Source organism: Roseateles sp. GW821-FHT02E12, assembly GCF_059421665.1.
This window is the reverse complement of sequence record NZ_JBWKVK010000002.1, coordinates 59,411-83,433: the sequence shown is the minus strand read 5'-3', so window position 1 is coordinate 83,433 and position 24,023 is coordinate 59,411. Positions and strand designations below refer to the sequence as shown.

At 65.7% G+C, this 24,023-nt stretch carries 28 protein-coding genes and 1 tRNA gene; 16 read left to right on the top strand and 13 right to left on the bottom strand.

From position 1 onward, the window contains the following. Positions 1-60 precede the first annotated feature (60 nt). Complete coding sequence (locus AC07V5_RS11180) at positions 61-699, top strand: RNA pyrophosphohydrolase (protein ID WP_495115750.1); 639 nt, start codon at positions 61-63, stop codon at positions 697-699. 37 nt (positions 700-736) lie between these two features. On the opposite strand, the gene proB is transcribed toward AC07V5_RS11180, so the two are convergent. From proB to rplU, 4 genes are all read right to left on the bottom strand, one after another. Further along, entirely contained in the window at positions 737-1,852 is a 1,116-nt protein-coding gene (gene proB, locus AC07V5_RS11175; RefSeq protein ID WP_495115749.1) for a glutamate 5-kinase, read from the bottom strand. Next, on the bottom strand, positions 1,849-2,913 hold the full coding sequence (gene obgE, locus AC07V5_RS11170; protein ID WP_495115748.1) for a GTPase ObgE: 1,065 nt from the start codon (positions 2,911-2,913) through the stop codon (positions 1,849-1,851). Before obgE ends, proB begins: the two co-directional genes overlap by 4 nt. 139 nt (positions 2,914-3,052) lie before the next feature. Then, positions 3,053-3,316 carry a 50S ribosomal protein L27 gene (gene rpmA, locus AC07V5_RS11165; RefSeq protein WP_056203384.1) on the bottom strand — a complete coding sequence of 88 codons (264 nt, stop codon included), beginning with the start codon at positions 3,314-3,316 and terminating at the stop codon, positions 3,053-3,055. A gap of 37 nt (positions 3,317-3,353) precedes the next feature. Further along, positions 3,354-3,665, bottom strand: coding sequence for a 50S ribosomal protein L21 (gene rplU, locus AC07V5_RS11160; RefSeq protein WP_477896209.1), 312 nt, complete (start codon positions 3,663-3,665; stop codon positions 3,354-3,356). 362 nt (positions 3,666-4,027) lie between these two features. Here rplU and AC07V5_RS11155 point away from each other — a divergent pair, with 362 nt between their 5' ends. The 8 genes from AC07V5_RS11155 to AC07V5_RS11120 all read left to right on the top strand — a co-directional run bounded on the left by AC07V5_RS11155 (position 4,028) and on the right by AC07V5_RS11120 (position 10,796). Continuing rightward, complete coding sequence (locus AC07V5_RS11155; RefSeq protein WP_495117053.1) at positions 4,028-4,957, top strand: polyprenyl synthetase family protein; 930 nt, start codon at positions 4,028-4,030, stop codon at positions 4,955-4,957. 20 nt (positions 4,958-4,977) lie between these two features. Further along, positions 4,978-5,054, top strand: a tRNA-Pro gene (locus AC07V5_RS11150). 192 nt (positions 5,055-5,246) lie between these two features. Continuing rightward, positions 5,247-6,914 (top strand): type IV-A pilus assembly ATPase PilB, encoded by a 1,668-nt coding sequence (pilB, locus tag AC07V5_RS11145; RefSeq protein WP_495117052.1) that lies wholly within the window; start codon positions 5,247-5,249, stop codon positions 6,912-6,914. A 20-nt stretch (positions 6,915-6,934) separates the two neighbouring features. After that, the gene (locus tag AC07V5_RS11140; protein WP_495115747.1) at positions 6,935-8,158 is read left to right on the top strand and encodes a type II secretion system F family protein; all 1,224 of its coding nucleotides are present in this window, start codon (positions 6,935-6,937) and stop codon (positions 8,156-8,158) included. Positions 8,159-8,256: 98 nt separating this feature from the next. Next, on the top strand, positions 8,257-9,195 hold the full coding sequence (locus AC07V5_RS11135; protein WP_495115746.1) for a prepilin peptidase: 939 nt from the start codon (positions 8,257-8,259) through the stop codon (positions 9,193-9,195). 4 nt (positions 9,196-9,199) lie between these two features. Then, positions 9,200-9,805 carry a dephospho-CoA kinase gene (coaE, locus tag AC07V5_RS11130; RefSeq protein ID WP_495115745.1) on the top strand — a complete coding sequence of 202 codons (606 nt, stop codon included), beginning with the start codon at positions 9,200-9,202 and terminating at the stop codon, positions 9,803-9,805. A 23-nt stretch (positions 9,806-9,828) separates the two neighbouring features. Beyond that, a complete protein-coding gene (gene zapD / locus AC07V5_RS11125) occupies positions 9,829-10,584 on the top strand; it encodes a cell division protein ZapD (RefSeq protein ID WP_495115744.1) in 756 nt (251 codons plus the stop codon). Next, on the top strand, positions 10,581-10,796 hold the full coding sequence (locus AC07V5_RS11120; RefSeq protein WP_495115743.1) for a DNA gyrase inhibitor YacG: 216 nt from the start codon (positions 10,581-10,583) through the stop codon (positions 10,794-10,796). Before zapD ends, AC07V5_RS11120 begins: the two co-directional genes overlap by 4 nt. On the opposite strand, the gene AC07V5_RS11115 is transcribed toward AC07V5_RS11120, so the two are convergent. From AC07V5_RS11115 to tal, 3 genes are read right to left on the bottom strand one after another with little or no spacing between them, the layout of a single operon-like run. Continuing rightward, on the bottom strand, positions 10,797-11,417 hold the full coding sequence (locus AC07V5_RS11115; RefSeq protein ID WP_495115742.1) for an HAD family hydrolase: 621 nt from the start codon (positions 11,415-11,417) through the stop codon (positions 10,797-10,799). Next, positions 11,414-13,048, bottom strand: a complete 1,635-nt coding sequence (gene pgi, locus AC07V5_RS11110; protein WP_495115741.1) for a glucose-6-phosphate isomerase — start codon at positions 13,046-13,048, stop codon at positions 11,414-11,416. The genes AC07V5_RS11115 and pgi overlap by 4 nt, the downstream gene beginning before the upstream one ends. 2 nt (positions 13,049-13,050) lie before the next feature. Continuing rightward, positions 13,051-13,992, bottom strand: a complete 942-nt coding sequence (tal, locus tag AC07V5_RS11105; protein WP_495115740.1) for a transaldolase — start codon at positions 13,990-13,992, stop codon at positions 13,051-13,053. A 123-nt stretch (positions 13,993-14,115) separates the two neighbouring features. Here tal and zwf point away from each other — a divergent pair, with 123 nt between their 5' ends. Then, on the top strand, positions 14,116-15,561 hold the full coding sequence (gene zwf, locus AC07V5_RS11100; RefSeq protein ID WP_495115739.1) for a glucose-6-phosphate dehydrogenase: 1,446 nt from the start codon (positions 14,116-14,118) through the stop codon (positions 15,559-15,561). Positions 15,562-15,563: 2 nt separating this feature from the next. Beyond that, the gene (locus AC07V5_RS11095) at positions 15,564-16,424 is read left to right on the top strand and encodes a MurR/RpiR family transcriptional regulator (RefSeq protein WP_495117051.1); all 861 of its coding nucleotides are present in this window, start codon (positions 15,564-15,566) and stop codon (positions 16,422-16,424) included. Between the two features lies 1 nt (position 16,425). On the opposite strand, the gene AC07V5_RS11090 is transcribed toward AC07V5_RS11095, so the two are convergent. From AC07V5_RS11090 to AC07V5_RS11065, 6 genes are all read right to left on the bottom strand, one after another. After that, complete coding sequence (locus AC07V5_RS11090; protein WP_495115738.1) at positions 16,426-16,734, bottom strand: STAS domain-containing protein; 309 nt, start codon at positions 16,732-16,734, stop codon at positions 16,426-16,428. A 2-nt stretch (positions 16,735-16,736) separates the two neighbouring features. Next, positions 16,737-17,375 carry an MlaC/ttg2D family ABC transporter substrate-binding protein gene (locus AC07V5_RS11085; protein WP_495115737.1) on the bottom strand — a complete coding sequence of 213 codons (639 nt, stop codon included), beginning with the start codon at positions 17,373-17,375 and terminating at the stop codon, positions 16,737-16,739. Between the two features lie 94 nt (positions 17,376-17,469). Then, the gene (locus tag AC07V5_RS11080) at positions 17,470-18,330 is read right to left on the bottom strand and encodes an MlaA family lipoprotein (protein ID WP_495115736.1); all 861 of its coding nucleotides are present in this window, start codon (positions 18,328-18,330) and stop codon (positions 17,470-17,472) included. Then, positions 18,327-18,827, bottom strand: a complete 501-nt coding sequence (gene mlaD, locus AC07V5_RS11075; RefSeq protein ID WP_495115735.1) for an outer membrane lipid asymmetry maintenance protein MlaD — start codon at positions 18,825-18,827, stop codon at positions 18,327-18,329. Before mlaD ends, AC07V5_RS11080 begins: the two co-directional genes overlap by 4 nt. Before the next feature lie 12 nt (positions 18,828-18,839). After that, positions 18,840-19,619 carry a lipid asymmetry maintenance ABC transporter permease subunit MlaE gene (gene mlaE / locus AC07V5_RS11070; RefSeq protein WP_495115734.1) on the bottom strand — a complete coding sequence of 260 codons (780 nt, stop codon included), beginning with the start codon at positions 19,617-19,619 and terminating at the stop codon, positions 18,840-18,842. Further along, a complete protein-coding gene (locus tag AC07V5_RS11065) occupies positions 19,616-20,428 on the bottom strand; it encodes an ABC transporter ATP-binding protein (protein ID WP_495115733.1) in 813 nt (270 codons plus the stop codon). The genes mlaE and AC07V5_RS11065 overlap by 4 nt, the downstream gene beginning before the upstream one ends. A gap of 297 nt (positions 20,429-20,725) precedes the next feature. On the opposite strand from AC07V5_RS11065, the gene AC07V5_RS11060 reads away from it, so the two are divergent. The 5 genes from AC07V5_RS11060 to AC07V5_RS11040 are packed head-to-tail and all read left to right on the top strand — an operon-like array spanning position 20,726 to position 24,009. Then, the gene (locus AC07V5_RS11060) at positions 20,726-21,202 is read left to right on the top strand and encodes a type IV pilin protein (RefSeq protein WP_495115732.1); all 477 of its coding nucleotides are present in this window, start codon (positions 20,726-20,728) and stop codon (positions 21,200-21,202) included. Next, positions 21,196-21,792, top strand: coding sequence for a GspH/FimT family pseudopilin (locus AC07V5_RS11055; RefSeq protein ID WP_495115731.1), 597 nt, complete (start codon positions 21,196-21,198; stop codon positions 21,790-21,792). The genes AC07V5_RS11060 and AC07V5_RS11055 overlap by 7 nt, the downstream gene beginning before the upstream one ends. 2 nt (positions 21,793-21,794) lie before the next feature. Continuing rightward, on the top strand, positions 21,795-22,208 hold the full coding sequence (locus AC07V5_RS11050) for a type IV pilus modification PilV family protein (RefSeq protein ID WP_495115730.1): 414 nt from the start codon (positions 21,795-21,797) through the stop codon (positions 22,206-22,208). Next, complete coding sequence (locus AC07V5_RS11045) at positions 22,205-23,353, top strand: PilW family protein (RefSeq protein ID WP_495115729.1); 1,149 nt, start codon at positions 22,205-22,207, stop codon at positions 23,351-23,353. Before AC07V5_RS11050 ends, AC07V5_RS11045 begins: the two co-directional genes overlap by 4 nt. After that, a complete protein-coding gene (locus AC07V5_RS11040; RefSeq protein WP_495115728.1) occupies positions 23,350-24,009 on the top strand; it encodes a hypothetical protein in 660 nt (219 codons plus the stop codon). The genes AC07V5_RS11045 and AC07V5_RS11040 overlap by 4 nt, the downstream gene beginning before the upstream one ends. Positions 24,010-24,023: the final 14 nt, after the last annotated feature.

Below are 24,023 nucleotides of genomic sequence, written 5' to 3'. Positions count from 1 at the left end.
GCAGCGCGGCAATCGCGGCCCGATGCAATAATCGAACCAACTAGAGATTTGAGGTTGATTATGCTCGACCGTGAAGGCTTCCGCCCCAACGTCGGCATCATCCTGCTCAACCAACGCAACGAAGTGTTCTGGGGCAAACGCATCAGGACGCATTCGTGGCAGTTCCCGCAAGGGGGCATCAAGCACGGTGAAACGCCTGAGCAGGCGATGTTCCGAGAGCTCCACGAAGAGGTGGGGCTCATTCCAGAGCATGTGCGCATCATTGCGCGGACGCGCGATTGGCTGCGCTATGAGGTGCCCGAGCACTTCATCCGGCGCGACGCCCGTGGCCACTACCGCGGCCAGAAGCAGATCTGGTTTCTGCTGCAGATGGTCGGGCGCGACTGCGACATGAATCTGCGCGCCACCGACCACCCCGAGTTCGACGCCTGGCGCTGGAACGAGTATTGGGTGCCGCTGGAGGCCGTCATCGAGTTCAAGCGTGGCGTCTACGAGATGGCGCTGACCGAGCTTGCGCGCTACCTGCCGCGCATCAACCACCAAAACCGCTATCTGCGGGCCGGCATGCGGCCGGCTCACCGCGAGCGCAACAGCGGGCCTATGCCGCTGGAAGCCACGGGTGCACCACCGGACGGTGAGCAATCGAGCGATTCAGCGCAGCACGAGGTCGTGGCCGCGCCGCAGTCCGGTCACTCCTGACGCAGCCGGTTGTGGCCGCGCCGCCATCCGGGTGCTCCTAGCGGAGCACCAGGTTGTCGCGGTGGATGAGTTCCGGTTCGGCTGCATAGCCAAGCAGCGCTTCGAATTCCGCCGATGGCTTGCGCGCAATCAGGCGCGCCTCCGAGGCTGAATAGTTCGCCAAGCCGCGAGCCAGTTCGACGCCTTCCACCGTCTGCACGGCGATCACATCGCCACGGTGGAAGCCGCCCTGCACGTCGACGACGCCGATGGGCAGCAGGCTCTTGCCTTCATCGCGCAGCTTGATCGCCGCACCGGCGTCAACCTTGACCGAGCCGCGCAGCTGCAGGTGGTCCACCATCCACTGCTTGCGCGCCGCCAGCTTGGGCGTTGCCGCCAGCAGCGCCGTGCCGATAGCTTCGCCACGCGCCAGGCGCAGCAGCACATCAGGCTCGCGGCCCCAGGCGATGACGGTGCCGGCGCCACTGCCGGCCGCGCGCTTGGCGGCCAGGATCTTGGTGATCATGCCGCCGCGGCCGATGCTGGAACCCGCACCACCGGCCATGCGCTCCAGCTCGGGGTCGCCGGCCTGGGCGGTGTCGATGAAGCGGGCGTTCGGATCCTTGCGCGGGTCAGCTGAATAGAGGCCGCGCTGGTCGGTCAGGATGACAAGCGCGTCGGCTTCGACGAGGTTGGCGACGAGCGCGCCCAGCGTGTCGTTGTCACCGAACTTGATCTCGTCATTGACGACGGTGTCGTTCTCGTTGATGACCGGCAGCACGCGGTGCGCCAGCAGGGTGAGCAGCGTGGAGCGGGCATTCAGATAGCGCTCGCGGTCAGCCAGGTCGGCGTGCGTCAGCAGCACCTGTGCACTGGCCATGCCTTGCGCGCTGAGCTGGCTTTCGTACATCTGCGCCAGGCCCATCTGGCCGACGGCAGCGGCGGCCTGCAACTCGTGCAGCTCCTTGGGCCGCGTGGCCCAACCGAGGCGCTTCATGCCCTCGGCGATGGCCCCGCTGGACACCATGATCAGCTCGCGGCCCTCACCCGCCAACGCCGCCAGCTGGCGGCTCCAGTTCGCGATCGCTTCGGCATCAATGCCCCGGCCCTCGTTGGTGACGAGGCTGGAGCCGACTTTGACAACGATGCGGCGCGCGCTGGACAGCAAACTCATTCGGCGGGGCTGTTGGACTCGAAACGGATATCGGGTTCGACCAGCACGCGCTGCTCGGCGGAGACGTGGTCGTAGATCGCGTGGATCAGGGGCTGGCAGCCTTGGCGGGTCAGCGCCGAGATCTCGAAGACCGGGCCCTTCCAGCGGTAGCGCTTGACGAAGTCCTTCACGCGCGCAGCACGTTCGTCCTCAGGGACCATGTCGAGCTTGTTCAGCACCAGCCAGCGCGTCTTGGCATGCAACTCGGCGTCGTACTTCTTCAGCTCGGTCACGATGGCCTTGGCCTCCTTGACCGGATCGACTTCAGGGTCGAAGGGCGCGAGGTCGACGACATGCAGCAGCAAACGCGTGCGCTGCAGATGGCGCAGGAACTGATGGCCCAGGCCGGCGCCTTCAGCCGCACCTTCGATGAGACCGGGAATGTCGGCAACGACGAAGCTCTTCTCGGGCGCGACGCGCACCACGCCGAGGTTGGGATGCAGCGTCGTGAACGGGTAGTCCGCAATCTTGGGCTTGGCATTGGAGATCGCCGTGATCAACGTCGACTTGCCGGCGTTCGGCTGGCCCAGCAGGCCCACATCGGCCAGCACGCGCAGTTCCAGCCGCAGCTTCTTGGCCTCGCCCGGCCAGCCCGGCGTCTTCTGACGCGGCGCGCGGTTGGTGCTGGTCTTGAAATGCAGGTTGCCGAAGCCGCCATCGCCGCCCTTGGCGAGCAGGATGCGGTGGCCCGGCTCGATCAATTCACCGATGACGGACTCGGTTTCGAGGTCAGTGATGATGGTGCCGACCGGCACGCGCAGCACGATGTCGTCCGCCGCTGCGCCGAAGCAGTCGGAGCCACGCCCGGCCTCGCCGTTGCGCGCCTCATGGCGGCGCGCGTAGCGGTAGTCGATCAGCGTGTTCAGGTTGCGGTCGGCCTCGGCCCAGACGCTGCCGCCCTTGCCGCCGTCGCCACCGTCCGGCCCGCCGAAGGGGATGAACTTCTCGCGCCGAAAGCTCGCGCAGCCCGCGCCGCCGTTGCCGGCTGCGATGTCAATGGTGGCTTCGTCGACGAATTTCATGGCGAGACAGCCATCGTACTGGCTGGGTTGCGGCGGGCCTGCTGCGATTCAGCGCAGCGGGCTTTCCAAAAAACAAAAGCCCCGGCGAGCCGGGGCTTGGAAGTATCCGGGCGGGCGACCCGTCCGGATCACGCAATCATCAAGCCGCCAGGGGCGTGATGACGACGGTCTGGCGGTTCTTCTCGCCCTTGATGGCGAAAGACACGTGGCCATCGACCAGCGCGAACAGCGTGTGGTCCTTGCCCATGCCGACGTTGACGCCAGCGTGGAACTTGGTGCCGCGCTGACGCACGATGATCGAACCAGCGGAGATCAGTTCACCGCCGTAAGCCTTGACGCCCAGCATCTTGGGCTTGGAGTCGCGGCCGTTCCGTGTAGAACCGCCGCCCTTTTTCTGTGCCATGAGTTAGCTCCTAGAAATTAGCGAAAGACGACTGAGATCAGCCGTTGACCGCGCTGATTTCCAGCTCGGTGTAGTTTTGGCGATGGCCTTGGCTCTTTTTGTAGTGCTTACGACGGCGCATCTTGAAGATGCGAACCTTGTCGTGCTTGCCATGGCTGATGACCTTGGCGCTGACGGTGGCGCCAGCGACCAGCGGGGCGCCGACCGTCAGGCCGTCGCCACTGCCAACTGCCAGCACTTGGTCGATAGTGACCTCAGCGCCGACTTCCGCGTCGAGCAACTCGACCTTGATCTTTTCGCCAGCAGCAACCTTGTACTGCTTGCCGCCGGTTTTGATGACCGCGTACATGTTCTTCCTTTCGCACCCTGGAGGTGCATTCACCCAGCTCCAGCAGCTCAGCACCCCGTTTTCACGTTGCGCCGCCGCCCTCGTCGGGCCTTTTTGTCGGTTTTGGTCTCCCGCAGCACGCACGCCAAAGACGCACGAATTGCAAAGAGCCCAAGAGTATACCCTGAGCCCCAGCGATTAGGCAACTGCGTGCACCAAGGATCTCGCGCAAGCCGCGACACCCCTGGCCATCGCGCCTCGGCTGAGAGCCGGATGCGCTTCCTATAATCCTTAGATCCCTAGCTTGAGAGTCCAGAGTGCGCGTCGAGATTGCCTCGCCCCCATCCCAAGTTGCCGAGGTACTCGCCTTGCTGGCCGCCGAAATGGCCCAGGTCGACGCCGTCATCGCCAAGCGCCTCAGCTCAGATGTGGCGCTGATCGACCAGATCGCCCACTACATCGTCCATGCCGGCGGCAAGCGCATGCGGCCCAAGCTCGTGCTGCTGTTTGCGAACGCGCTGGGCTTCGACCAAGCCGCGCGCTTCGAACTGGCAGCCGTCGTCGAGTTCATCCACACAGCCACGCTGCTGCATGACGACGTTGTCGACGAGTCGTCGTTGCGCCGCGGCAAGCCAACAGCGAACGCCTTGTTCGGGAACGCGGCCAGCGTGCTGGTTGGCGACTTCCTGTACTCGCGGGCCTTCCAGATGATGGTGTCTGTCGACCGCATGCGCGTGCTGGAGGTGCTGGCGGAAGCCACCAACGTCATCGCCGAGGGCGAGGTCCTGCAGCTGATGAACATGCATGACCCGGACATCACCGTGGAGAGCTACCTGCGCGTGATCCGCTTCAAGACAGCCAAGCTGTTCGAGGCCAGCGCCCGCCTGGGCGCCGTGCTGGCGAACGCGACGACCGAGGTCGAAGAAGCCTGCGCCGCCTATGGCCGCGCCCTGGGGACGGCCTTTCAACTCATCGACGACGTGCTCGACTACGAGGGCGACGCCCACGAGCTTGGCAAGAACATTGGCGACGATCTGCGCGAGGGCAAGACGACGCTGCCGCTGTTGATCGCGATGGAACGCGCAACCCCCGATCAGCGAGCGGTGCTGCGCCACGCCATTGAAGAAGGCGAGCAGGAGAAGCTGCAGGACATCGTCGCCATCGTCCGCTCGACCGGCGCACTGGAATCGACACGCGAAGCGGCCCGTACGGAGGCCCGACATGCTGCCGACTGCCTGAAGTTGCTGCCTCCAAATAAGTGGACCGAATCTCTGCTAGAATTCGCAATCCAGTCGGTTGAGCGTCACTCCTAGAGACGCGCAGCAGAAGACATCGGGGTGTAGCTTAGCCTGGTAGAGCGCTACGTTCGGGACGTAGAGGCCGGAGGTTCGAATCCTCTCACCCCGACCAGTCTTCTCCCTCGGGACGAGGGACAACAAAACCGCGACAAACTTCACGGCATACAGGGCGGATTCGTTTGCCTCGTGACCTGTCCATGACTGGCACAATCGACGGACTTCGCTCCTTTCGTCGCCGACGCAACTGCCTGTGGAAACCACGCTCGCCGAGCCGCTTCAGTCCGCCCTGTCGGGGGTTGCGCGCATGCTTGTGCATGCCGGCAAGCTTCAGGCCAAGACTGCCGAGGACCTCGTCAAGCAGGCCCGCGACAAGAAGATCAGTTTCGTCAACGCGGTGATCGCCAGCGGGCAAGTTTCGCCCGCCGATCTGGCGCACACGCTGTCCAGCGCGCTGGCTCTGCCGCTGCTGGATCTGTCGGCGATGGATCCGCAGCGCATGCCGCAGAACATCATCGATGCGAAGCTGACCCAGCAGTACCAGGTCGTCGCGCTGTCGCGGCGCGGCAATCGCCTTTTCGTGGGCGGCGCTGATCCGACCGATCTCGAGGTCATCGAGCGCATCAAGTTCGCAACCCAGCTGCAGCCCGAGTGGGTCATCGTCGAGCACGACAAGCTGGCGAAAATGTTGGTCAGCGCGGGCGTCACTGCCGCTGAAACGCTGGAGTCCATTGCTGGCGGCGACTTCGACTTCGACATCGCGGAAGAAGACGCGACACCGCAGCAGGAGTCGTCCGAACTGGCAGATGTCGAGGATGCGCCCGTTGTTCGCTTCCTGCAGAAGATGCTCGTCGACGCGATCAATCTACGCGCGTCCGACCTGCACTTCGAGCCCTACGAATTCCACTATCGCGTGCGGTTTCGCGTCGACGGTGAGCTGCGCGAGATCACGCAGCCGCCGATCGCCATCAAGGACAAGCTGTCCTCTCGCATCAAGGTGATCTCACGCCTGGACATCTCCGAGAAGCGCGTGCCCCAGGACGGGCGCATGAAGCTGAAGTTCGGCAGCAAGTCCATCGACTTCCGCGTCAGCACGCTGCCCACGCTGTTTGGCGAGAAGATCGTCATCCGGATTCTCGACTCGTCCTCGGCCAAGCTCGGCATCGACGCGCTGGGCTACGAGAAGATCGAGAAAGAGCGCCTGATGGCGGCCATCTACCGCCCCTACGGCATGGTCCTCGTGACCGGCCCGACGGGTTCCGGCAAGACGGTGTCGCTCTACACCTGCCTGAACATCCTGAACCAGCCGGGCGTCAACATCTCGACGGTCGAGGACCCGGCTGAAATCAACCTGCCGGGCATCAACCAGGTCAACGTCAACGACAGGGCGGGCCTGAACTTCTCGGCTGCGCTGAAGTCCTTCCTGCGCCAGGATCCGGACATCATCATGGTCGGCGAAATCCGTGACCTGGAGACAGCCGACATTGCGATCAAGGCTGCGCAGACGGGCCACATGGTCATGTCCACGCTGCACACGAATGACGCACCCAAGACGCTCACTCGACTGCTGAACATGGGCGTGGCGCCGTTCAACATCGCGTCCAGCGTGCTGCTCATCACGGCGCAACGGCTGGTACGGCGACTGTGCGAGAACTGCAAGCAGCCGGCCGAATATCCGCGCGACGCGATGCTCAAGGCGGGCTTCGTGGAGGACGATTTCGACGGCAGCTGGAAGCCCTATCGCGCCGTTGGCTGCAACAACTGCACAAATGGTTACCGCGGTCGTCTCGGCCTTTACCAAGTCATGCCGGTCACCGAGTCAATCCAGCGCATCATCCTTGCATTGGGAACGGCGATGGACATCGCCGACCAGGCCAAGCAGGAAGGCGTGCGTGACCTGCGCCAGTCCGGCCTCATCAAGGTGCGCGGCGGCATCACGACGCTTGAAGAAGTCTTGTCCGCCACCAACGAATAAATCAGTCGCGAGGAGAGCGTATGGCTACTGCCACCGCTGCAGCAAAAGGCATCAAGGACTTCGTCTTCGAGTGGGAAGGCAAGGACCGCAACGGCAAGATCGTTAAGGGTGAACTGCGCGCGGGCGGCGAGGCCATGGTCAGCGCCACGCTGCGCCGTCAGGGCATCCTGGTCAGCAAGGTCAAGAAGCGCCGCTCCAGCGGTGGCTCCGCGGTCAAGCAGAAAGACATCGCCGTCTTCACGCGTCAATTGGCGACCATGATGCGTGCCGGCGTGCCGCTGCTGCAGTCCTTCGACATCGTGGCGCGAGGCTCCCCGAACCCCCGGTTGACTCGGCTGCTGAACGACATCCGCCAGGATGTCGAGACCGGCACCAGCCTGTCATCGGCCTTCCGCAAGCATCCGATGTACTTCGATGCGCTGTACTGCAACCTGGTCGAGGCCGGCGAGTCGGGCGGTATCCTGGAGGCGCTGCTGGACCGGCTTGCCATCTATCAAGAGAAAACAGTCGCCCTCAAGAACAAGATCAAGTCGGCCCTGACCTATCCGGTGGCCGTCATGGTGGTGGCGTTCATTGTTGTCGCCGTCATCATGATCTTCGTCGTGCCGGCCTTCGAAGACGTGTTCAAGTCCTTCGGCGCTGATCTGCCCGCACCCACGATGATGGTCATCGCCTTGTCGAAGTTCTTCGTCTCCTATTGGTGGGCCATCTTCGGCTCCATCGGCGGCGGCATTTACTTCTTCCTGCAGACCTGGAAGCGTTCGGTGCCGATGCAAAAGCGCATGGACCGGCTGATGCTCAAGATACCGGTGTTCGGCGACCTGTTGTTCAAGTCGGCCGTCGCGCGCTGGACACGCACGCTGTCAACGATGTTCGCGGCCGGCGTGCCCCTGGTCGAGGCCCTGGATTCCGTCGGCGGCGCCTCGGGCAATGCCTTGTTCGCGGACGCCACCGAACAGATCCAGCGCGATGTGTCGACCGGCGCTGCGTTGACGACCTCGATGCAGGCCACGGGCATCTTCCCGACGATGGTGCTGCAGATGTCGTCCATCGGTGAAGAGTCCGGATCGCTGGACCACATGCTGGGCAAGGCGGCCGAGTTCTACGAGGATGAAGTAGACGAGGCGGTGAAGGCCCTGTCCAGCCTGATGGAGCCCTTCATCATCGTCATCCTCGGCGGCCTGATCGGCGGCATCGTCGTGTCGATGTACCTGCCCATCTTCAAGCTCGGTTCGGTGGTGTAAAGCCGCCAGGGAGCGGGGCCAAGGGTCTCGGCTCCTGCAAGCAGACGGAACGCGGACAGGTTTCCGCCCGTCCAGGCCCCATTTTTCGCGCGTCCACCATGCCACTGCCCTCTATCGACTGGTCCGTCTGGCTCTCGCCCTGGGTGCTGGGCATCCTGGGCCTGTGCATCGGCAGCTTCCTGAACGTCGTCATCCACCGCCTGCCGCTGATGATGGAGCGCCAGTGGCTGCACGAATCCGCCGCCCAGCTGATCGATGCGGCCGCCATGGCCCGCGTCATCGGCGTTCCGGCCAGCGAGACGGAAAAGCTGGCCAAGGCCGTCGATGCCTATGGCACCAAGATCGAGGCCCTGCCGCCCTTCAGCATTTCCAAGCCCCGCTCGCGCTGCCCGCATTGCGGCCACCAGCTGCGCTGGCACGAGAACCTGCCCGTCGTAGGCTGGCTGCGTCTCGGCGGCAAATGCGCGTCCTGCAAGGCACCGATCTCCAAGCGCTATCCCATCGTCGAAGCCGCCACCGGCCTCGCCTTCGCGGCCCTGTCCTGGCGCTTCGGCACGCAACCGACGACGCTGCTCTGGTGCGGCTTCGTCGCCGCACTGATCGCGCTGGCGATGATCGACTGGGACACGACGCTGCTGCCCGACGCCATCAACCAGCCGCTGCTGTGGGCCGGCCTCCTCGCCGCGCTGATGGGCTGGACCCTGCCGCTCGACAAGGCACTGACTGGCGCGCTCGCGGGCTATCTGTCGCTGTGGTCGGTTTACTGGCTGTTCAAGCTTGCCACCGGCAAGGAAGGCATGGGCTACGGCGACTTCAAGCTGCTGGCCGCCCTCGGTGCCTGGCTGGGCTGGCAGATGATCCTGCCCATCGTGCTCGGGGCCTCGGCCATCGGCGCGGTCGTCGGCATCATCATGAAGATGAACGCCGGCCTGCGTGAAGGCCGCTATGTGCCCTTCGGCCCCTTCCTGGCTGGCGGCGGCCTGGTCGTGCTGTTCGCGGGCCAGGCCACCGTGCTGGGCTGGCTAGGCTGGACATGAACGGATGAGGGTCGGCCTGACCGGTGGCATCGGCAGCGGCAAGAGCACGGTCGCAGGCTTTCTGCGCGAGGCAGGCGCTACCGTCGTCGACACCGATGCCATCTCGCGCGAGCTGACCCTGCCCGGCGGCGCGGCCATGCCGGCGATTGCCGGCGAGTTCGGGGCCGACTTCGTGGCCGCCGACGGTGCGCTGGACCGCGAACGCATGCGCGCCCTCGCCTTTTCAGACACAGACGCCAAGCGCCGCCTCGAGGCCATCCTTCATCCCCTGATCACGGCCGATGCACTTGCCCAGGCCGAGGCAGCCACCTCCGGCCTCGTCGTGCTCGACGTGCCCCTGCTCGTCGAGTCCGGCCGCTGGCGGCCCCGCCTGGCGCGTGTGCTCGTCGTCGACTGCTCGGCCGAGACCCAGATCGCCCGCGTGCTGCAGCGACCGGGCTGGACGCGCGAGCGCATCGACGGTGCGCTCGCCGCGCAGACGACGCGCCGCGCTCGCCGCGCCGCCGCCGATGCGGTGCTGCTGAACGATGGCCTCACGCTGGTTGCGCTTAGAAACGAGGTTCTGAGCCTGGCCGCCCGCTGGGGCTGTGAAACAATCGCCCGGCCCTGATTGCAGTCCATCCCGAGGCCCCCTTGGTCCTGTACGAGTACCCGTTCAACGAGAGCATCCGCACGATGCTCCGCCTCGAGCATCTGTTCGACCGTCTCGGTGCGCTGATGGCGCGCGAGACGGCGCTGGACCACCATTTCGCGCTGGTCACGCTGTTCGAGATCCTGGACGTCGCCTCGCGCGCCGACCTGAAGAGCGACCTGCTGAAGGAGCTGGAAAAGCACAAGGCCCAGTTCAACGCCTACCGCGGCAATCCCGGGGTGGAAGAAGCGCGGCTGGACGAGGTCGTCGGCCGTATCGACGGCGCCTTCCAGCGCCTGAACGCGGTGGCCGGCAAGACCGGTGTGGCGCTGACAGCCAACGACTGGCTGATGAGCATTCGCAGCCGCATCAGCATCCCCGGCGGCACCTGCGAATTCGACCTGCCGGCCTACTACAACTGGCAGCAGTTGCTGCCGGTGCGCCGCCGCAAGGACTTGATGGGCTGGGCGCAGACGCTGATGCCGATGGCCGAAGCCCTGCAAGTGCTGCTGGGCCTGCTGCGCGATTCCGGCGCGCCGCACAAGGTGGCGGCCACGGCCGGCCAGTTCCAGCAGAGCTTGCCGGCTGGCCGCGTCTACCAGCTGCTGCGCATGCGCATCGACCCCAGCCTCGGGTTGATTCCCGAGATTTCCGGCCACCGGCTGATGATCTCCATCCGCCTGATGCGCCAGGACGAGGAAGGCCGGCTCAAGCTGGCCCAGGAAGACAGCGGCTTCGAGCTCGCACTTTGCCAATGAAGACGAACGCCCAAGGTGAGCGCATCGTGCGCTGCCCGCAGTGCGGCGGCGACAGCGTGTTCGCGCCCAGCAACAAATGGCGGCCGTTCTGCAGCGAACGCTGCCGCCAGATCGACCTCGGTGCCTGGGCCAGCGAGAGCTTTCGCGTGCCCGCCACCCCGCCGCAGGACCCCGGTGAATTCGGGCCCGACGGCGAACCGCTGATGCATTGATCAGCCGTTCAGCAGCCGCCGCGACACCAGCTCGCGGCGCGCGCTGGCGGCATCGGTGAACAGGAAGGCCTGCCAGTCGCGCGACAGCGCCGCATCGACATTGGCCGGGTGGTCGTCCAGGAAGAGCAGATCCTGAGGCTGGGCATCAAAACGCCGCTCCGCCATGCCGAATATCTCGGCGTTAGGCTTGATCTGCTTGACGCGGCCGGAGAACAACCCCGATTCGAACCACTCGCCCAGCGGGTAGGTCTTGCTCAGGTGGTCGGCAAACGGTTCCGGCATGTTGGACAGGTAGTGCAGCGTGTGCCCCGCCGCGCGCAGGTCGCGGATCAACACGACGGTGGCCGGGATGGGCATCAGCTCGTCGGGCACGGCGCGCAGCACAGCCGCCACTTCGCCACGCGGCCAGCCGGTGCGGGCGGCGATGCGGCGCACCACCTCATCGGCACCGATCAAGCCCTGGTCGAACAGGCCCCAATCGCCACCGTAGTTCTGGAAGAAGGTGGCCGCGGCCGCAGCGCCCTGCTCCAGCGTCTCGATGCGATGCGGCCAAAGCCGCGCGAGAAAGCTGGCCGGGTGCCAGCGGAAGAGGACGCCACCGAAGTCGAAGACGATTTTCATGCGGACACCAAGCGGGTGAGCAGGCCGGCCGTGGAGCCATCCAGGCCAGCGGTGTCGCCACTGCCCAGGCGCGGCAGCAGCTGGTTGCACAGCGCCTTGCCGAGCTCCACGCCCCACTGATCGAAGCTGTTGATGCCCCACAGCGCGCCGGTCACGAAGACGCGGTGCTCGTAGAGGGCGATCAACGCGCCGAGCGAGCGCGGCGTCAGCGCATCCAGCACGAGCGTCGTGCTTGGGCGGTTACCAGGAAAACTGCGGTGGCGGGACAAAACAGCGCGGTCCAGCGTCGCGGAGGCGGTGGGCGCTGTTTCGGTCAGGGCCTCGGCGGCGGTCTTGCCCTGCATCAGCGCCTGGCTCTGGGCGAGGCAGTTGGCGAGCAGCTTGCGGTGCTGGTCAGCCAGCTTGATCGCCAGCTCACCGCTGACGCCATGGTTGGGGCGCTTCACGGCGATGAACTCGACCGGGATCACGTCCGTGCCCTGGTGCAGCATCTGGAAGTAGGCGTGCTGGCCGTTCGTGCCGGCCTCGCCCCATACGACGGGCGAAGTGCCAAGCGGCAGCGCATTGCCGTCCAGATCGACACCTTTGCCATTGCTCTCCATCTCGAGCTGCTGCAGGTAGGCCGGCAGGCGGCGCAGGCCCTGGTGATAGGGCGCGACGCTGCGGCTGGTGAAACCGTGGAAGTTGCGGTACCAGATGTCGACGAGACCCAGCAGCACCGGCAGGTTCTGCGCCAGCGGCGTGGACGCGAAATGCTGGTCCATCGCATGCGCGCCAGCCAGCAGTTCGCGGAAGTTGTCGGCGCCGACGGCGATGGCGATGGGCAGCCCGATGACCGACCACAGCGAGTAGCGGCCGCCCACCCAATCCCAGAAGCCGAACGCGGTGTCGATGCCAAAGGCGGCTGCGGCGGCGGTGTTGCTGCTGGTGGCGACGAAATGGCGTGCCACGTCCGTGCCGCCGGCGGCAAGGAACCAGGCCTTGGCGGCTTGCGCATTGGCCAGCGTTTCCTGCGTTGTGAAGGTCTTGGACGCGATGACGAAGAGGGTGTGCTTCGCGTCCAGGCCCGCCAGCACGGGTGCCAGGTCATGGCCATCGACGTTGGAAACGAAGTGCAGTTTCAGGTCGCGCCGGCCGAAGGCCTGCAACGCCTGCACGACCATGGCCGGGCCGAGGTCGCTGCCGCCGATGCCGATGTGGACGACGTCGGTGATCTCACCCCGCTCGCCGCGGCGCACGCTCTCGGCAAAGGCGAGCATGGCGTCGAGCGAGGCCTGCACGTCGGCGTTGAACGGGGCATTGCTGCCGGCCGGTGCACGCAGCGCCGTGTGCAGCACCGCGCGGCCTTCGGTGTGATTGACCGGATCGCCGCGCAACAGCGCGTCACGGCGTGCCTCCAGCCCGCAGTCGCCCGCCAGCTTCAGCAGCAGCGCCAGCGTGGCCGCGTCGATGCGGTTCTTGGACAGGTCGGCAAAGACTTCGGGCGCCTCGAACGACAGCGCGCCGAAGCGGCCTGCATCGGCGGCGAACGCCGTGCGGATGTCGAAGCCGCGACCGCTCGCGGCGCCGTCCTGGTCGAAATGGGCCTGCAGTTCGGCCCAGACGGGCGAGAGGTCGCAGCGTGTCGTCATGGTCAGGCCGCTTCGATGAGCTTGTCGAGCTTGCCGGCGTCGATGGCGAACAGGCGGATGCCTTCGGCCAGCTTCTCGGTCGCCATCGCGTCCTCGTTCAGTGCAAAGCGGAAGGCGGCTTCGTCGAGGTGGAGGGCAGGCGTCGCCGACGACTTGGCCGGGTCGAGGGCGCGCTCGAGCTTGGCATCCGTCGCCTGCAGCTGCGCGAGCAGGTCGGGGCTGATGGTCAGCAGGTCGCAGCCGGCCAGCGCCTGGATCTGGCCGATGTTGCGGAAGCTCGCGCCCATGACCTCGGTCTTGATGCCGTGCTGCTTGAAGTAGCTGTAGATCTGGCTCACCGACTTCACGCCCGGGTCGTTGACGCCGGCCTGTGCCGCCTCGTCCCAGCTTGCGCCGGCCGACTTCTTGTACCAGTCGTAGATGCGACCGACGAAGGGCGAGATGAGCTGCACCTTGGCTTCACCGCAGGCCACGGCCTGGGCGAATGCGAACAGCAACGTCAGGTTGCAGCGGATGCCTTCACGCTCCAGCTCGGCGGCGGCCTGGATGCCTTCCCACGTCGATGCCAGCTTGATCAGCACGCGCTCGCGCTGGATGCCGGCGGCTTCGTACAGGCCGATGATGCGGCGCGCACGGGCGAGGGACGCGGCCTTGTCGAAGGACAGGCGGGCATCCACCTCGGTGGACACGCGGCCCGGCACGACCTTGAGGATTTCGAGGCCGAAGCGCACGAGCACGTGGTCGACGATCTCGTCCAGCGGTTTACCGCGGCGCGCGGCAACTGTTTCCTTCAGCAGCGGCGCGTAGTCGGGCGACTGCACGGCCTTCAGGATCAGCGAAGGGTTGGTCGTTGCATCCCGCGGCGCGAACTGCGCGAGCTGCAGGAAATTGCCTGTGTCGGCAACGACGGTGGTGACGGCTTTGAGCTGGTCGAGCTGGTTCATGGTGGGCCTGTCCTCGGGTCGATCGGATTGACCCGGCGAAGAAACTGCTGCATAGTATTTCACGAAACTTAGTTACACAACGGTTAGCGCTCGCTAGGAGACGCTGGCCTGGAGACCCCGCAGATGTCTTTCGATCTCGTGTTCTTTGGCGGTACCGGCGACCTGACATGGCGCAAGCTGATGCCTGCGCTTTTCCAGGCCTTCCGGCACGGCAAGCTGCCCGTAGGCGGCCGCATTCTCGCTGTCGCGCGTGACGAGCAGACGGACGAGCGCTACCGCGAGTGGCTGAAGGAGCGTTTCCGCGAGGTCGACGCGGGCAAGCGCCCGAGCGACGAGGAGTTCGAGCGCTTCGCCGAGCTGATCCACTACCGTCGCATGGACCTCTCCCAGCCCGAGCACTACCAGGGCCTGAAGGACTGGCTGGACGCGCGCAACGCCGACACCGTCGTGCTGTACCTCGCCACCAGCCCCCACCTCTTCACCGGCATCTGCCAGCAGCTCGGCGCCGTCGGCCTCAACCACGACAAGGTGCGCGTCGTGCTGGAGAAGCCGCTGGGCCACGACCTCGCCAGCGCCCAGGAGATCAACCGCACGGTGCGCGCGGTGTTCGCCGAACGCCAGGCCTTCCGCATCGATCACTACCTCGGCAAGCCCTCGGTGCAGAACCTGATGGCCTTGCGCTTTGGCAACGCCCTGTTCGAACCGCTGTGGCGGCGCGAGAGCATTGCCAACATCCAGATCACGCTGGCCGAGCAGCTCGGCGTCGGCACGCGCGGTGCCTTCTATGACGGCACCGGCGCGCTGCGCGACATGATCCAGAACCACGCGTTGCAGTTGCTGACGATGATCGCCATGGAGCCGCCCGCCAGCAACGATGCCGACGCGATCCGCGACGAGAAGCTCAAGGTGCTGCGCGCGCTCAAGCCCTTCACACCAGGTTCGGTGAGCCGTGATGTCGTGCGTGGCCAGTACCGCGCGGGCATGTGCGGCGGCCATCCGGTGCCGGGCTACCTGGAGGAGGTCAAGGTGCCGCCGGAAAGCCAGTGCGAGACCTTCGTCGCGCTGCGCACCGAGGTGGAGAACTGGCGCTGGGCCGGCGTGCCCTTCTACCTGCGCACCGGCAAGCGCCTGGCCGCGCGCGACGCGCAGATCGTCGTCAACTTCCGCCCGGTGCCGCACCAGATCTTTCCGGGCGCCAGCCTGCCGAATCGCCTCGTCATCAAGCTGCAGCCCGAGGACGGACTGGAGCTCCAGCTGCTCGCACAGAAGGGCACGGGCCACGGCGAGCAGTTGACGCCGGTCTCGCTGGACCTGGACTTCGACAAGGCTTTCGCAACGCATCGCGTGGGCGCCTACGAGCGCCTGCTGCTGGAAGCGATCGCCGGCCGCCTGAACCTCTTCGTGCGCAGCGACGAGCAGGAGCAGGCCTGGCGCTGGGTCGAGCCCATCCTCGACGCCTGGGAAGCAGATGGCAACGGCCCGCGGCCCTATGCCGCCGGTTCCTGGGGTCCGGCCGCTGCCAGCGCGCTCGTGGCCCGTGATGGTTTCTCCTGGGCGGAAGAGCAATGAGCATCCTCGAACGAGTCAAAGCCGCGCTGCCGGCCCTGCCGCCTGCGGAACAGCGCGTCGCCAAGCTGCTGCTGCTTGATGCACGCAGCTTTGCGAGCCTGCCGGTCAGCGAATTGGCCGACCGGTCGCATGTGTCCAAGCCGACGGTGGTGCGCTTTTGCCGCAGCGTCGGCTATGACGGCCTGGCCGACTTCAAGCTGAAGCTGGCCGGCAGCGTCAACGAAGGCGTGCCCTTCGTGCACCGCGCCGTGGACGAAGACGACAAGACGGCCGACATCATCGTGAAGGTGGTCGACAACGCTGTCGCCGCTTTGCTGCACTATCGCAACGACGCTGCCAGCCACGCCTTCGAGCGCGCCATCGACGCACTGGCCGATTCGGCCCGCCACAACCGGCGCATCGAGTTCTACGGCGTCGGCAACTCCGGCATCGTGGCGCAGGACGCCCAGCACAAGTTCTTCCGCCTCGGCGTCAACACGGTCGCAACCAGCGACGGCCATGTGCAGTTGATGAGCGCGACGATGCTGCAGCCGGGTGATTGCGCCGTCATCATCAGCAACTCCGGCCGCAGCCGCGACCTGCTGGACGCGGCCGACATCGCCCGCAAGAAGGGCGCGACCATCATCATCATCACGGCCAGCGCCTCGCCGCTGGCGCAGTTGGCGCTGGGCCCCAGCCAGATCCTGCTGGCGGTGGACCACCCCGAGGACTTCGACCGCTACAGCCCGATGGTGTCGCGGCTGCTGCACCTGATCGCGGTGGACATCCTGACGACAGGCGTGGCCCTGCGCCTGGGCCAGCAACTGCGGCCCATGCTGCAGGAGATCAAGAAGAACCTGCGCGCCAAGCGCTACGCCGGCTGATCTAGACGACGGCAGGCGGCGCCCAGAGCAACTCGGCCACGCCATAGACGCGGGCGAGTTCGCGCAGCTTGTCGGGCGCGTCGTCGAGCTTGAGCGTTGCGCCCTGTTCGCTGCACTGGCGTGCGGCGGACAGCAGCAGGCTGAGGGCCGACGAATCGAAATCCGTCAGCTCGACGGCCGACAACCTCACCTCGCGGCCCGCCGCGGCCAGCACCTGGGCGGCTTCGGCACGCAGGGCCGGCGACATCTGAGCCCAGGCGGCGCGGGCGCCGTCCATGCGCAGCCGCGCGGGCAGCTTCAAGCCACTCAAGATCAGCCCTTGGCAGCCGGTGTGGCGGCCTTGGCGTTCTTGTCGGCCAGGCTCTTGATCAGGCCGTCGATACCGTTGGCACCGATTTCCTGGGCAAAGCTGTTGCGGTACTGGTCTGCCAGCCAGATGCCCAGCACATTGACGTCGTAGATCTTCCAGACATCGCCAGCCTTCTCGAGGCGGTAGTCGAGTTGGATGGCGTCACCCTTGCCACGGATCTCGGTGCGAACGACAACTTCGGTATCGGTCGGCTGGGCGCGCAGCGGCTTCAGGCCGATGGTCTGGTCCTTCACCTGGGTCAGCGCGCCGGCATAGGTGCGCACCAGCAGGGTCTTGAACTCGGCCTGCAGCTTGCCCTGCTGGTCGGGCGTCGCCTGGCGCCAGAAGCGGCCGACGGCGGAGGCCGTCATGCGCTGGAAGTTGACGTGCGGCATCACCTTGGCGTCGACCAGGGCAATGATCTTGCCGACGTTGCCAGCCTGGATGTCCTTGTCAGCCTTGACGGCCTCGATGGTCTCCAGCGAGAGCTGGCGGATCAGTTGGTCCGGCGCGCCGGCGTCGGCCGCATGGGCGGCATGCACCAGGCCGAGGCCAAGTGTGGCCAGGGCGAGCAGGCGGCGCAGGGAAGTCAGCAAAGTCATGGTGTCGCTTTCTCAAAACGGGACTGTCACTCAACGCGCCAGCCCGGGCTTCGGTTGGCTCATCGCGCGTGAACCGCGTAACGAACCTGGTGGCTCACCGCGTCGCCGCGGATGCGGGTTCGGCGGGCTTTTTCACGGTCGCAGCGGGCCCGGACGCCGCAGGCTCGGGTGCCGAAGCCGCTGATGTTGGCGCGGAGGCGCCATTGCCGGGCACCAGCACCTCAACCTCATCGTCATCATCGAGGTCGCCACGGCGCTGCAGATACGCGTCGCGGTAAAAAGTGTATTTGTCCAGCGCAATGCCTTCCAGCATCTCGCCCGCACGCAGGAAATTGGCACGCGTGTTGACGATGTTCAGCGAGGTGATGAGCACCTTCTTGCTGCCATCGTCGAAGACGACGGCCGGAGAGGCCTGCCAGTCCACCGGCAAGGCCAGGGAGTCGCGCACCGAGGACGGCCCGAACAACGGCCAGACGACGTAAGCACCGGTGCCCATGCCCCATCTGCCCAACGTCTTGCCGAAGTCCTGGCTGTTTTTCTCCAGGCCCGCCTCGGTGGCGATATCCAGCACACCGGCCAGGCCGAACGTGGAGTTGACGGCAAAGCGCATGCCTTGCTCGACACCCGCCTTGAAACGCCCCTGCAACAGCAGGTTCACGGTCGACCAAGCGTCGCCGATGTTGCCGAAGAAATTGTCGATACCGGTACGGATGGGTGCCGGCACGATCTCGGAATAGGCCGTCGCCACCGGCTTCAGCACATTCGCGTCAAGGCTCTCGTTGAAGGCGAAGACCTTGCGGTTCCAGGATTCCCAGGGGTCCAGCCTCTGGCCCTTGGAGCCCATGACCTTGTCCACGGCGCGTTCGATGCGCGTGCCGACGCCCTTCACGGTCTGGCAGCCCGCCAGCCCGAGCACGAGGGCCAGCAGCGCCAAGGCTCTGATGACCCGGCTCATGGCTTGCCTCCGGCAGGCGCGGGTTGGGCAGGGGCGTTACCCATGTCCGACGCCTTGTTGTTGATGAACTGCCCGATCAGGTTCTCGAGCACCACCGCACTCTGCGTCTGGCGGATCACGTCACCACCGGCCAGGTTCTTCTCGTCGGCGCCTGGTTCCAGGCCGATGTACTGCTCGCCGAGCAGGCCGGCGGTCAGGATCTTGGCCGAGCTGTCCTTGGGGAAGAGCGTGGCCTTCTGCAGATTGATGACGACCTTGGCCTGGAAGGTCTTGTCGTCGAAGCTGATGGACTCCACGCGGCCGACGACGACGCCGGCGCTCTTCACCGCCGCGCGCGCCTTCAGGCCACCGATGTTGTCGAAACGAGCCGACACCTGGTAGGTCTCATCGAAATTGAGGCTGAGCAGATTGCCCGCCTTGAGCGCCAGAAAAAGCAGGGCCGCGCCGCCAACCAGCACGAAAAAACCTACCCAGGCGTCATACCGAGAGGATTGCATCCTTCCTTCTCCCTAAATCGAAAACATCAGCGCGGTCAGCATGAAGTCCAGCGCCAGCACGGCGAGGGACGACAGCACGACGGTGCGTGTGGTGGCAGCCGACACACCTTCGGGCGTTGGGCTGCAGGTGTAGCCCTGCAACAGCGCAATGAAGGTGACCGTCAAGCCGAAAGCCAAGCTCTTGATGACGCCGTTGCCGACATCGGCGAACACATCCACGCCGCCCTGCATCTGAGACCAGAACGCGCCGGAGTCGATACCGATCAACGGCACCGCCACCAGCCAGCCGCCGATGATGCCGACCGCCGAGAAGACTGCCGCAAGTAAGGGCATCGCGATGAAACCACCCCAGAAACGCGGCGCAAGCACGCGCTGCACCGGGTCCACGGCCATCATCTCCATCGCGGTCAACTGCTCGCCGGCTTTCATCAGCCCGATTTCGGCCGTCAGCGAAGTGCCGGCCCGGCCGGCGAACAGCAGCGCCGTAACAACCGGCCCCAGTTCCCGCACCAGGCTCAGCGCAACCAGCAGGCCCACCGCCTCCGCCGAACCGTAGCGCTGCAGCGTGTAATAGCCCTGCAGCGCCAGCACGAAGCCGACGAAAAGACCGGACACGCCGATGATCGACAGCGAGCGGTTGCCCAGATAGAAGACTTGCTCGCGCACGAGCACGAAGCGCGCGAGCGCCTTGGGCGAACGCGCCAGCAGGCTGAGGAATAGCCGCGCGGCAGCGCCCACGTCGGTCAACGTCAAGCGCAGACCTGCGCCGATGCGGGTGGCCAACGCCATCATGCAGACACCCCGAAATCCTCGGCCACGGGCTTGGCCGGCTGATGGAAGCGCACCGGCCCGTCTGCCTCGGCGCCCACGAACTGGCGTACCAGCGGGTCGTCGCTATGACGTAGTTCGTCAGGCGTGCCCTGCGCGACGACGCGGCCGTTGGCGACCATGGCCACCACGTCGGCAATCTGGAAGGTTTCGTGCAGGTCGTGCGAGACGATGACGCTGGTCAGGCCGAGGGCGTCGTTCAGGTCGCGGATCAGCCTTGCGGCGACGCCCAGGGAGATCGGGTCCAGGCCAGCAAAGGGCTCGTCGTAGAGCACGAGGTCCGGGTCCAGCGCAATGGCACGTGCCAGCGCCACACGGCGAGCCATGCCGCCCGAAATTTCACTGGGCAGCAGGTCGCGTGCACCACGCAGCCCGACGGCGTTGAGCTTCATCAGCACGAGGTCGCGGATCATGGCCTCGGAGAGGTCGGTGTGCTCGCGCAGAGGAAAGGCGACGTTCTCGTACACGCTGAGGTCGGTAAAGAGCGCACCGAACTGAAACAGCATGCCCATGCGCCGTCTCACGGCGTAGAGGCCCGGCAGATCGAGCGGCGCCAAGTCCTGGCCGTCAAACAGCACCTGGCCGCTCAGCGGCCGCAGCTGCCGGCCGAGCAGGCGCAAAACGGTGGTCTTGCCGCCACCCGAGGTGCCGATCAACGCCAGCACCTTGCCACGTTCGAGCTTGAGGTTGACGCCGTTCAGGACCACGCGGTCGCCATAGCCGACGCTGACGTTGCGCAGTTCGATCAGAGAAGCGGTTGCCGAAGGGTTCACGCGGACGGGCCGGAGCCAGGCGGAAGAAAGGGCGCCATGATAGGGGAAACACCGAGGGCCCCGGGGTTGCCACTGGAGAAGGCTGGCGGCATGCCGATAAAACACTTTGGCCGAGGCACGGAATCGTCCTCGGTGCGTTACGTCTGCTTGCTTCCGTCAACTGACGGATACCCGGCCGCGGGGGCTCAAACGTGCGCCAGTTCACGAACCGCGGCGTCATCGCGACCAGCGCTCATCTGCCAACGATGAGCGGTATCACGGCCCGCACGCCCCACACCAAAATACCCACCATCAGCCATGCAAGCCCACACCATGCGCCACCGCTTCCACCGCACCGCCGCCCACGGCTTCACTCTCATCGAGTTGATGATCACGGTGGCCATCATCGGCATCATTTCAGCCGTTGCGATCCCGCAGTACAGGGACTACATCACGCGCAGCCGGCTGGCCGACGCCAGCTCGGGGCTGACGACGATGCGGGCCCAGATGGAGCGCTATTACCAGGACAACCGCACCTACGCCAACGCCGGAACCTTCGTCGCTCCGTGCGGCAACACCACCACGGCGGCACGCACGTTCGGCACTTTCGTGATCGGTTGCACCGGCACGCAGGACGCGACCCAATTCACTTTGGAGGCCGTGGGCAGTGGCCAAACCAGCGGCTTCACGTACACCATCAATCACCAGGACGTGCGCGCAACGACAGCGCTTCCGGCCTCTTTTGGCACCACCTGCACCAGCAAATGGATCCTGAAGAAGGGGGATCCATGCTGATCCGCCGCAGCTCGGGTCTCACCCTCATCGAGCTGATGGTGGCCGTCAGTGTGCTGGCCATCCTGACGGCGGTGGCCATGCCCAATTTCATGAGCTGGATTCGCAACGCCCGCGCGCGCACCGTGGCGGACGCACTGCAGTCCGGCATGCGCCTGGCCCAGGCGGAAGCGCAGCGGCGCACGCACACGGTGGCGTTCTTCCTCACCAACACCAAGACCTGCACGACCGGCTCCACAGCCGCGGCAGGCGGCACCTACTGGCAGATCAGGACCGTGCCCAACGCACTGCTCACCGGCGACGTCGCCGAAGCCGTGCAGTGCGGCGTGCTGACCGATGTATCGGGCGACGTTGCTCTGAGCTCATCAACCGGCACCACGGTGCTGTGCTTCGGCGGCGACGGTCGGCAGACGACGCTGACCAATCCTGCGGCCATCGGCCTGAATTGCACAGCCGCAGCCGCGTCCTACGACATCACGCCATCAGGAAGCGCTGCAGACAAGCGCCCCTTGCGTGTGACCGTCAGCCTCGCTGGCGCCGTCAGGATGTGCGACCCCGGCAAGAGCAGCACCGCCCCGGACGGATGCAGATGATGATGACTTCCAAGCGCACAGCCAGCCGCGGCTTCTCGCTGATCGAGATGCTCGTCGGCATCCTGATCGTGTCCTTCGGGCTGCTCGGCCTGATCACGCTGCAAGCCCGGGCTCTGCAGGTCTCGGTCAGCAGCGAGGACTCACAACGCGCGGCCTTGCTGGCCAACGAGATGGCCTCGCTGATGTTCAACGCGAACACCATCAACATCGGCTCGTCAGACATCGCCACCTGGGCTGCGCGCGCGGCGGACCCGGCCAGCGGCGGCTTGCCCGGTGGCGTGGCTACGGTGACCATAACCAACACGACCACCGCTCGCGTATCGCTGTCATGGACACCCGTGCAATCCACCGGTGGCGCCAACGACACGTACACCTACACCACCGACGTGGTCATCCCGCTATTGGTGACGCCATGAAGCGCTACAACGCATCGGTCAGCGGCTTCTCCCTCGTCGAGTTGATGGTGACACTCACCATCGGCTTGGTGCTGACGCTGGCCATCTCGATGATGGTGGCCAGGCAGGAATCGATCCGTCGGGGCGTGACCTCGGGCAACGACCTGACCAGCAACACCGCCTACGCGGCCTACATGCTGGACCGCGAACTGCGCAGCGCCGGCGCAGGGTTCAGTCAATCCCCTTCGGAGAACTACGGCTGTGCGCTGAATGCGTCGCTCAGCGGTGCACAGCTGCTGCCCTCGACCGCCGCGTTTCCGGCGCCGTTCGCGTCCATCCCGCAAACCTTCGTGCTGGCGCCGCTGATCGTTCACGCAGGCGCCGGCGCCAACGGCTCCGACGTCATCGCCGTGGCAACCGGCAACTCGGGATTGAGCGAGTCCGCCCTGCCCGTGTCGCCCATGACCACCGCCGCCGGCCAACTGAAGCTGGCCAACACCCTGGGCATCCGCGGCGGTGATCTGGTGCTCCTGGCGCAGCAGGGCGTCGGCTGCATGCTGCAGCAGGTGACCGGCGGCTTTACGGGGGGCACGGCCCAGACCTTGACGTTTGCGGGCGCCTACGCGGCGAACACCATCAACGGCAAGTCGCTGGTCGATTTTTCGAACGGCAACGCTTTCGTCTCGGTGCTGGGCAACGTCACCGGGAATCAGCCTCGATTCCTGCTGCTCGGGCTCAATGCAGACGCGACACTGATGTCCTACGACCTGCTGAAACTCGGCTCGACCGCTGCGGTTGCACTCGCCGAAGGCATCGTCGACATGCGCGTGCTTTATGGCGTGCATGCAACCGGCTCCGTGCGCCAGGTCACCCAATGGGTGGCGCCAACCAGCACCAACTTCACTGCGGCCGCGCTGACGGCGGGCACTTCCGTCGCGCAGACCAACCTGCAGAGCATCCTCGCGGTTCGGGTGGGGCTCATCCTGCGCAGCGACCTTGTCGACAAGACGGATGTCACACCCGCCACGCTGAAGATGTTCAGCGATCTGGGCGCCACGCTGACGCAGACCTACACCGTACCCGTGGGCACAACCAACCAGCGCTACCGCGTCGTCGAGTTCACGGTGCCGCTGCGCAATGTCCGCTACTCCGTCAGGTCGTCATGAAGCGCCCTCGCCCCACCTTCCCCGCACCGAAGCACCGGCAGCACGGCATCGTGCTGGTGTTTGCGCTGATCACCCTGGTCATCCTGCTGATCGGTGCGGTGGCCATCTCGCGCTCCATCAGCTCGAGCCAGATCACGGTCGGCAACATCGGCTTCAAGCGCGACCTGACCAACCAGGGCGAGCGGGCACTGCTGATCGCCCTGGACGCCGTGCGCGGCACCGGAGCGCTGGCCTCCGTCACGGCCCGCAACGCCAACCTCGTGGCCGCCAACTACAGCGCAAGCCTGCTCGCGACCAACCCGCAGGGCATCCCGAACGCGCTGCTGTCGGACACGGCGTTTACCGCAGTCGGCGTGTCTACCAACGACATCGTGGTGACCGAGACCAACGGCGCTGTGCGCCTCAAGATCCGCTACGTGATCGACCGCTTGGCCGTCGCCGCCGGCGCCTGTGCCAGCAGCAACTGCACGATGGCCAACCAGTCGGTGTTCGGCGGCGGCTCCAGCGAATGGATCAACTCGCAGACCAACAGCGGCGCCGCCAACAACGCGAACCCGTCTGCGGTGCCCGAGCAGCCCATCTTCCGCATCACGCTGCGGGTGACCGGGCCACGCAACACGCTGTCGTTCTTCCAGTCCACCTTCACCACCAACTGAGCCCGCTCAGCGAG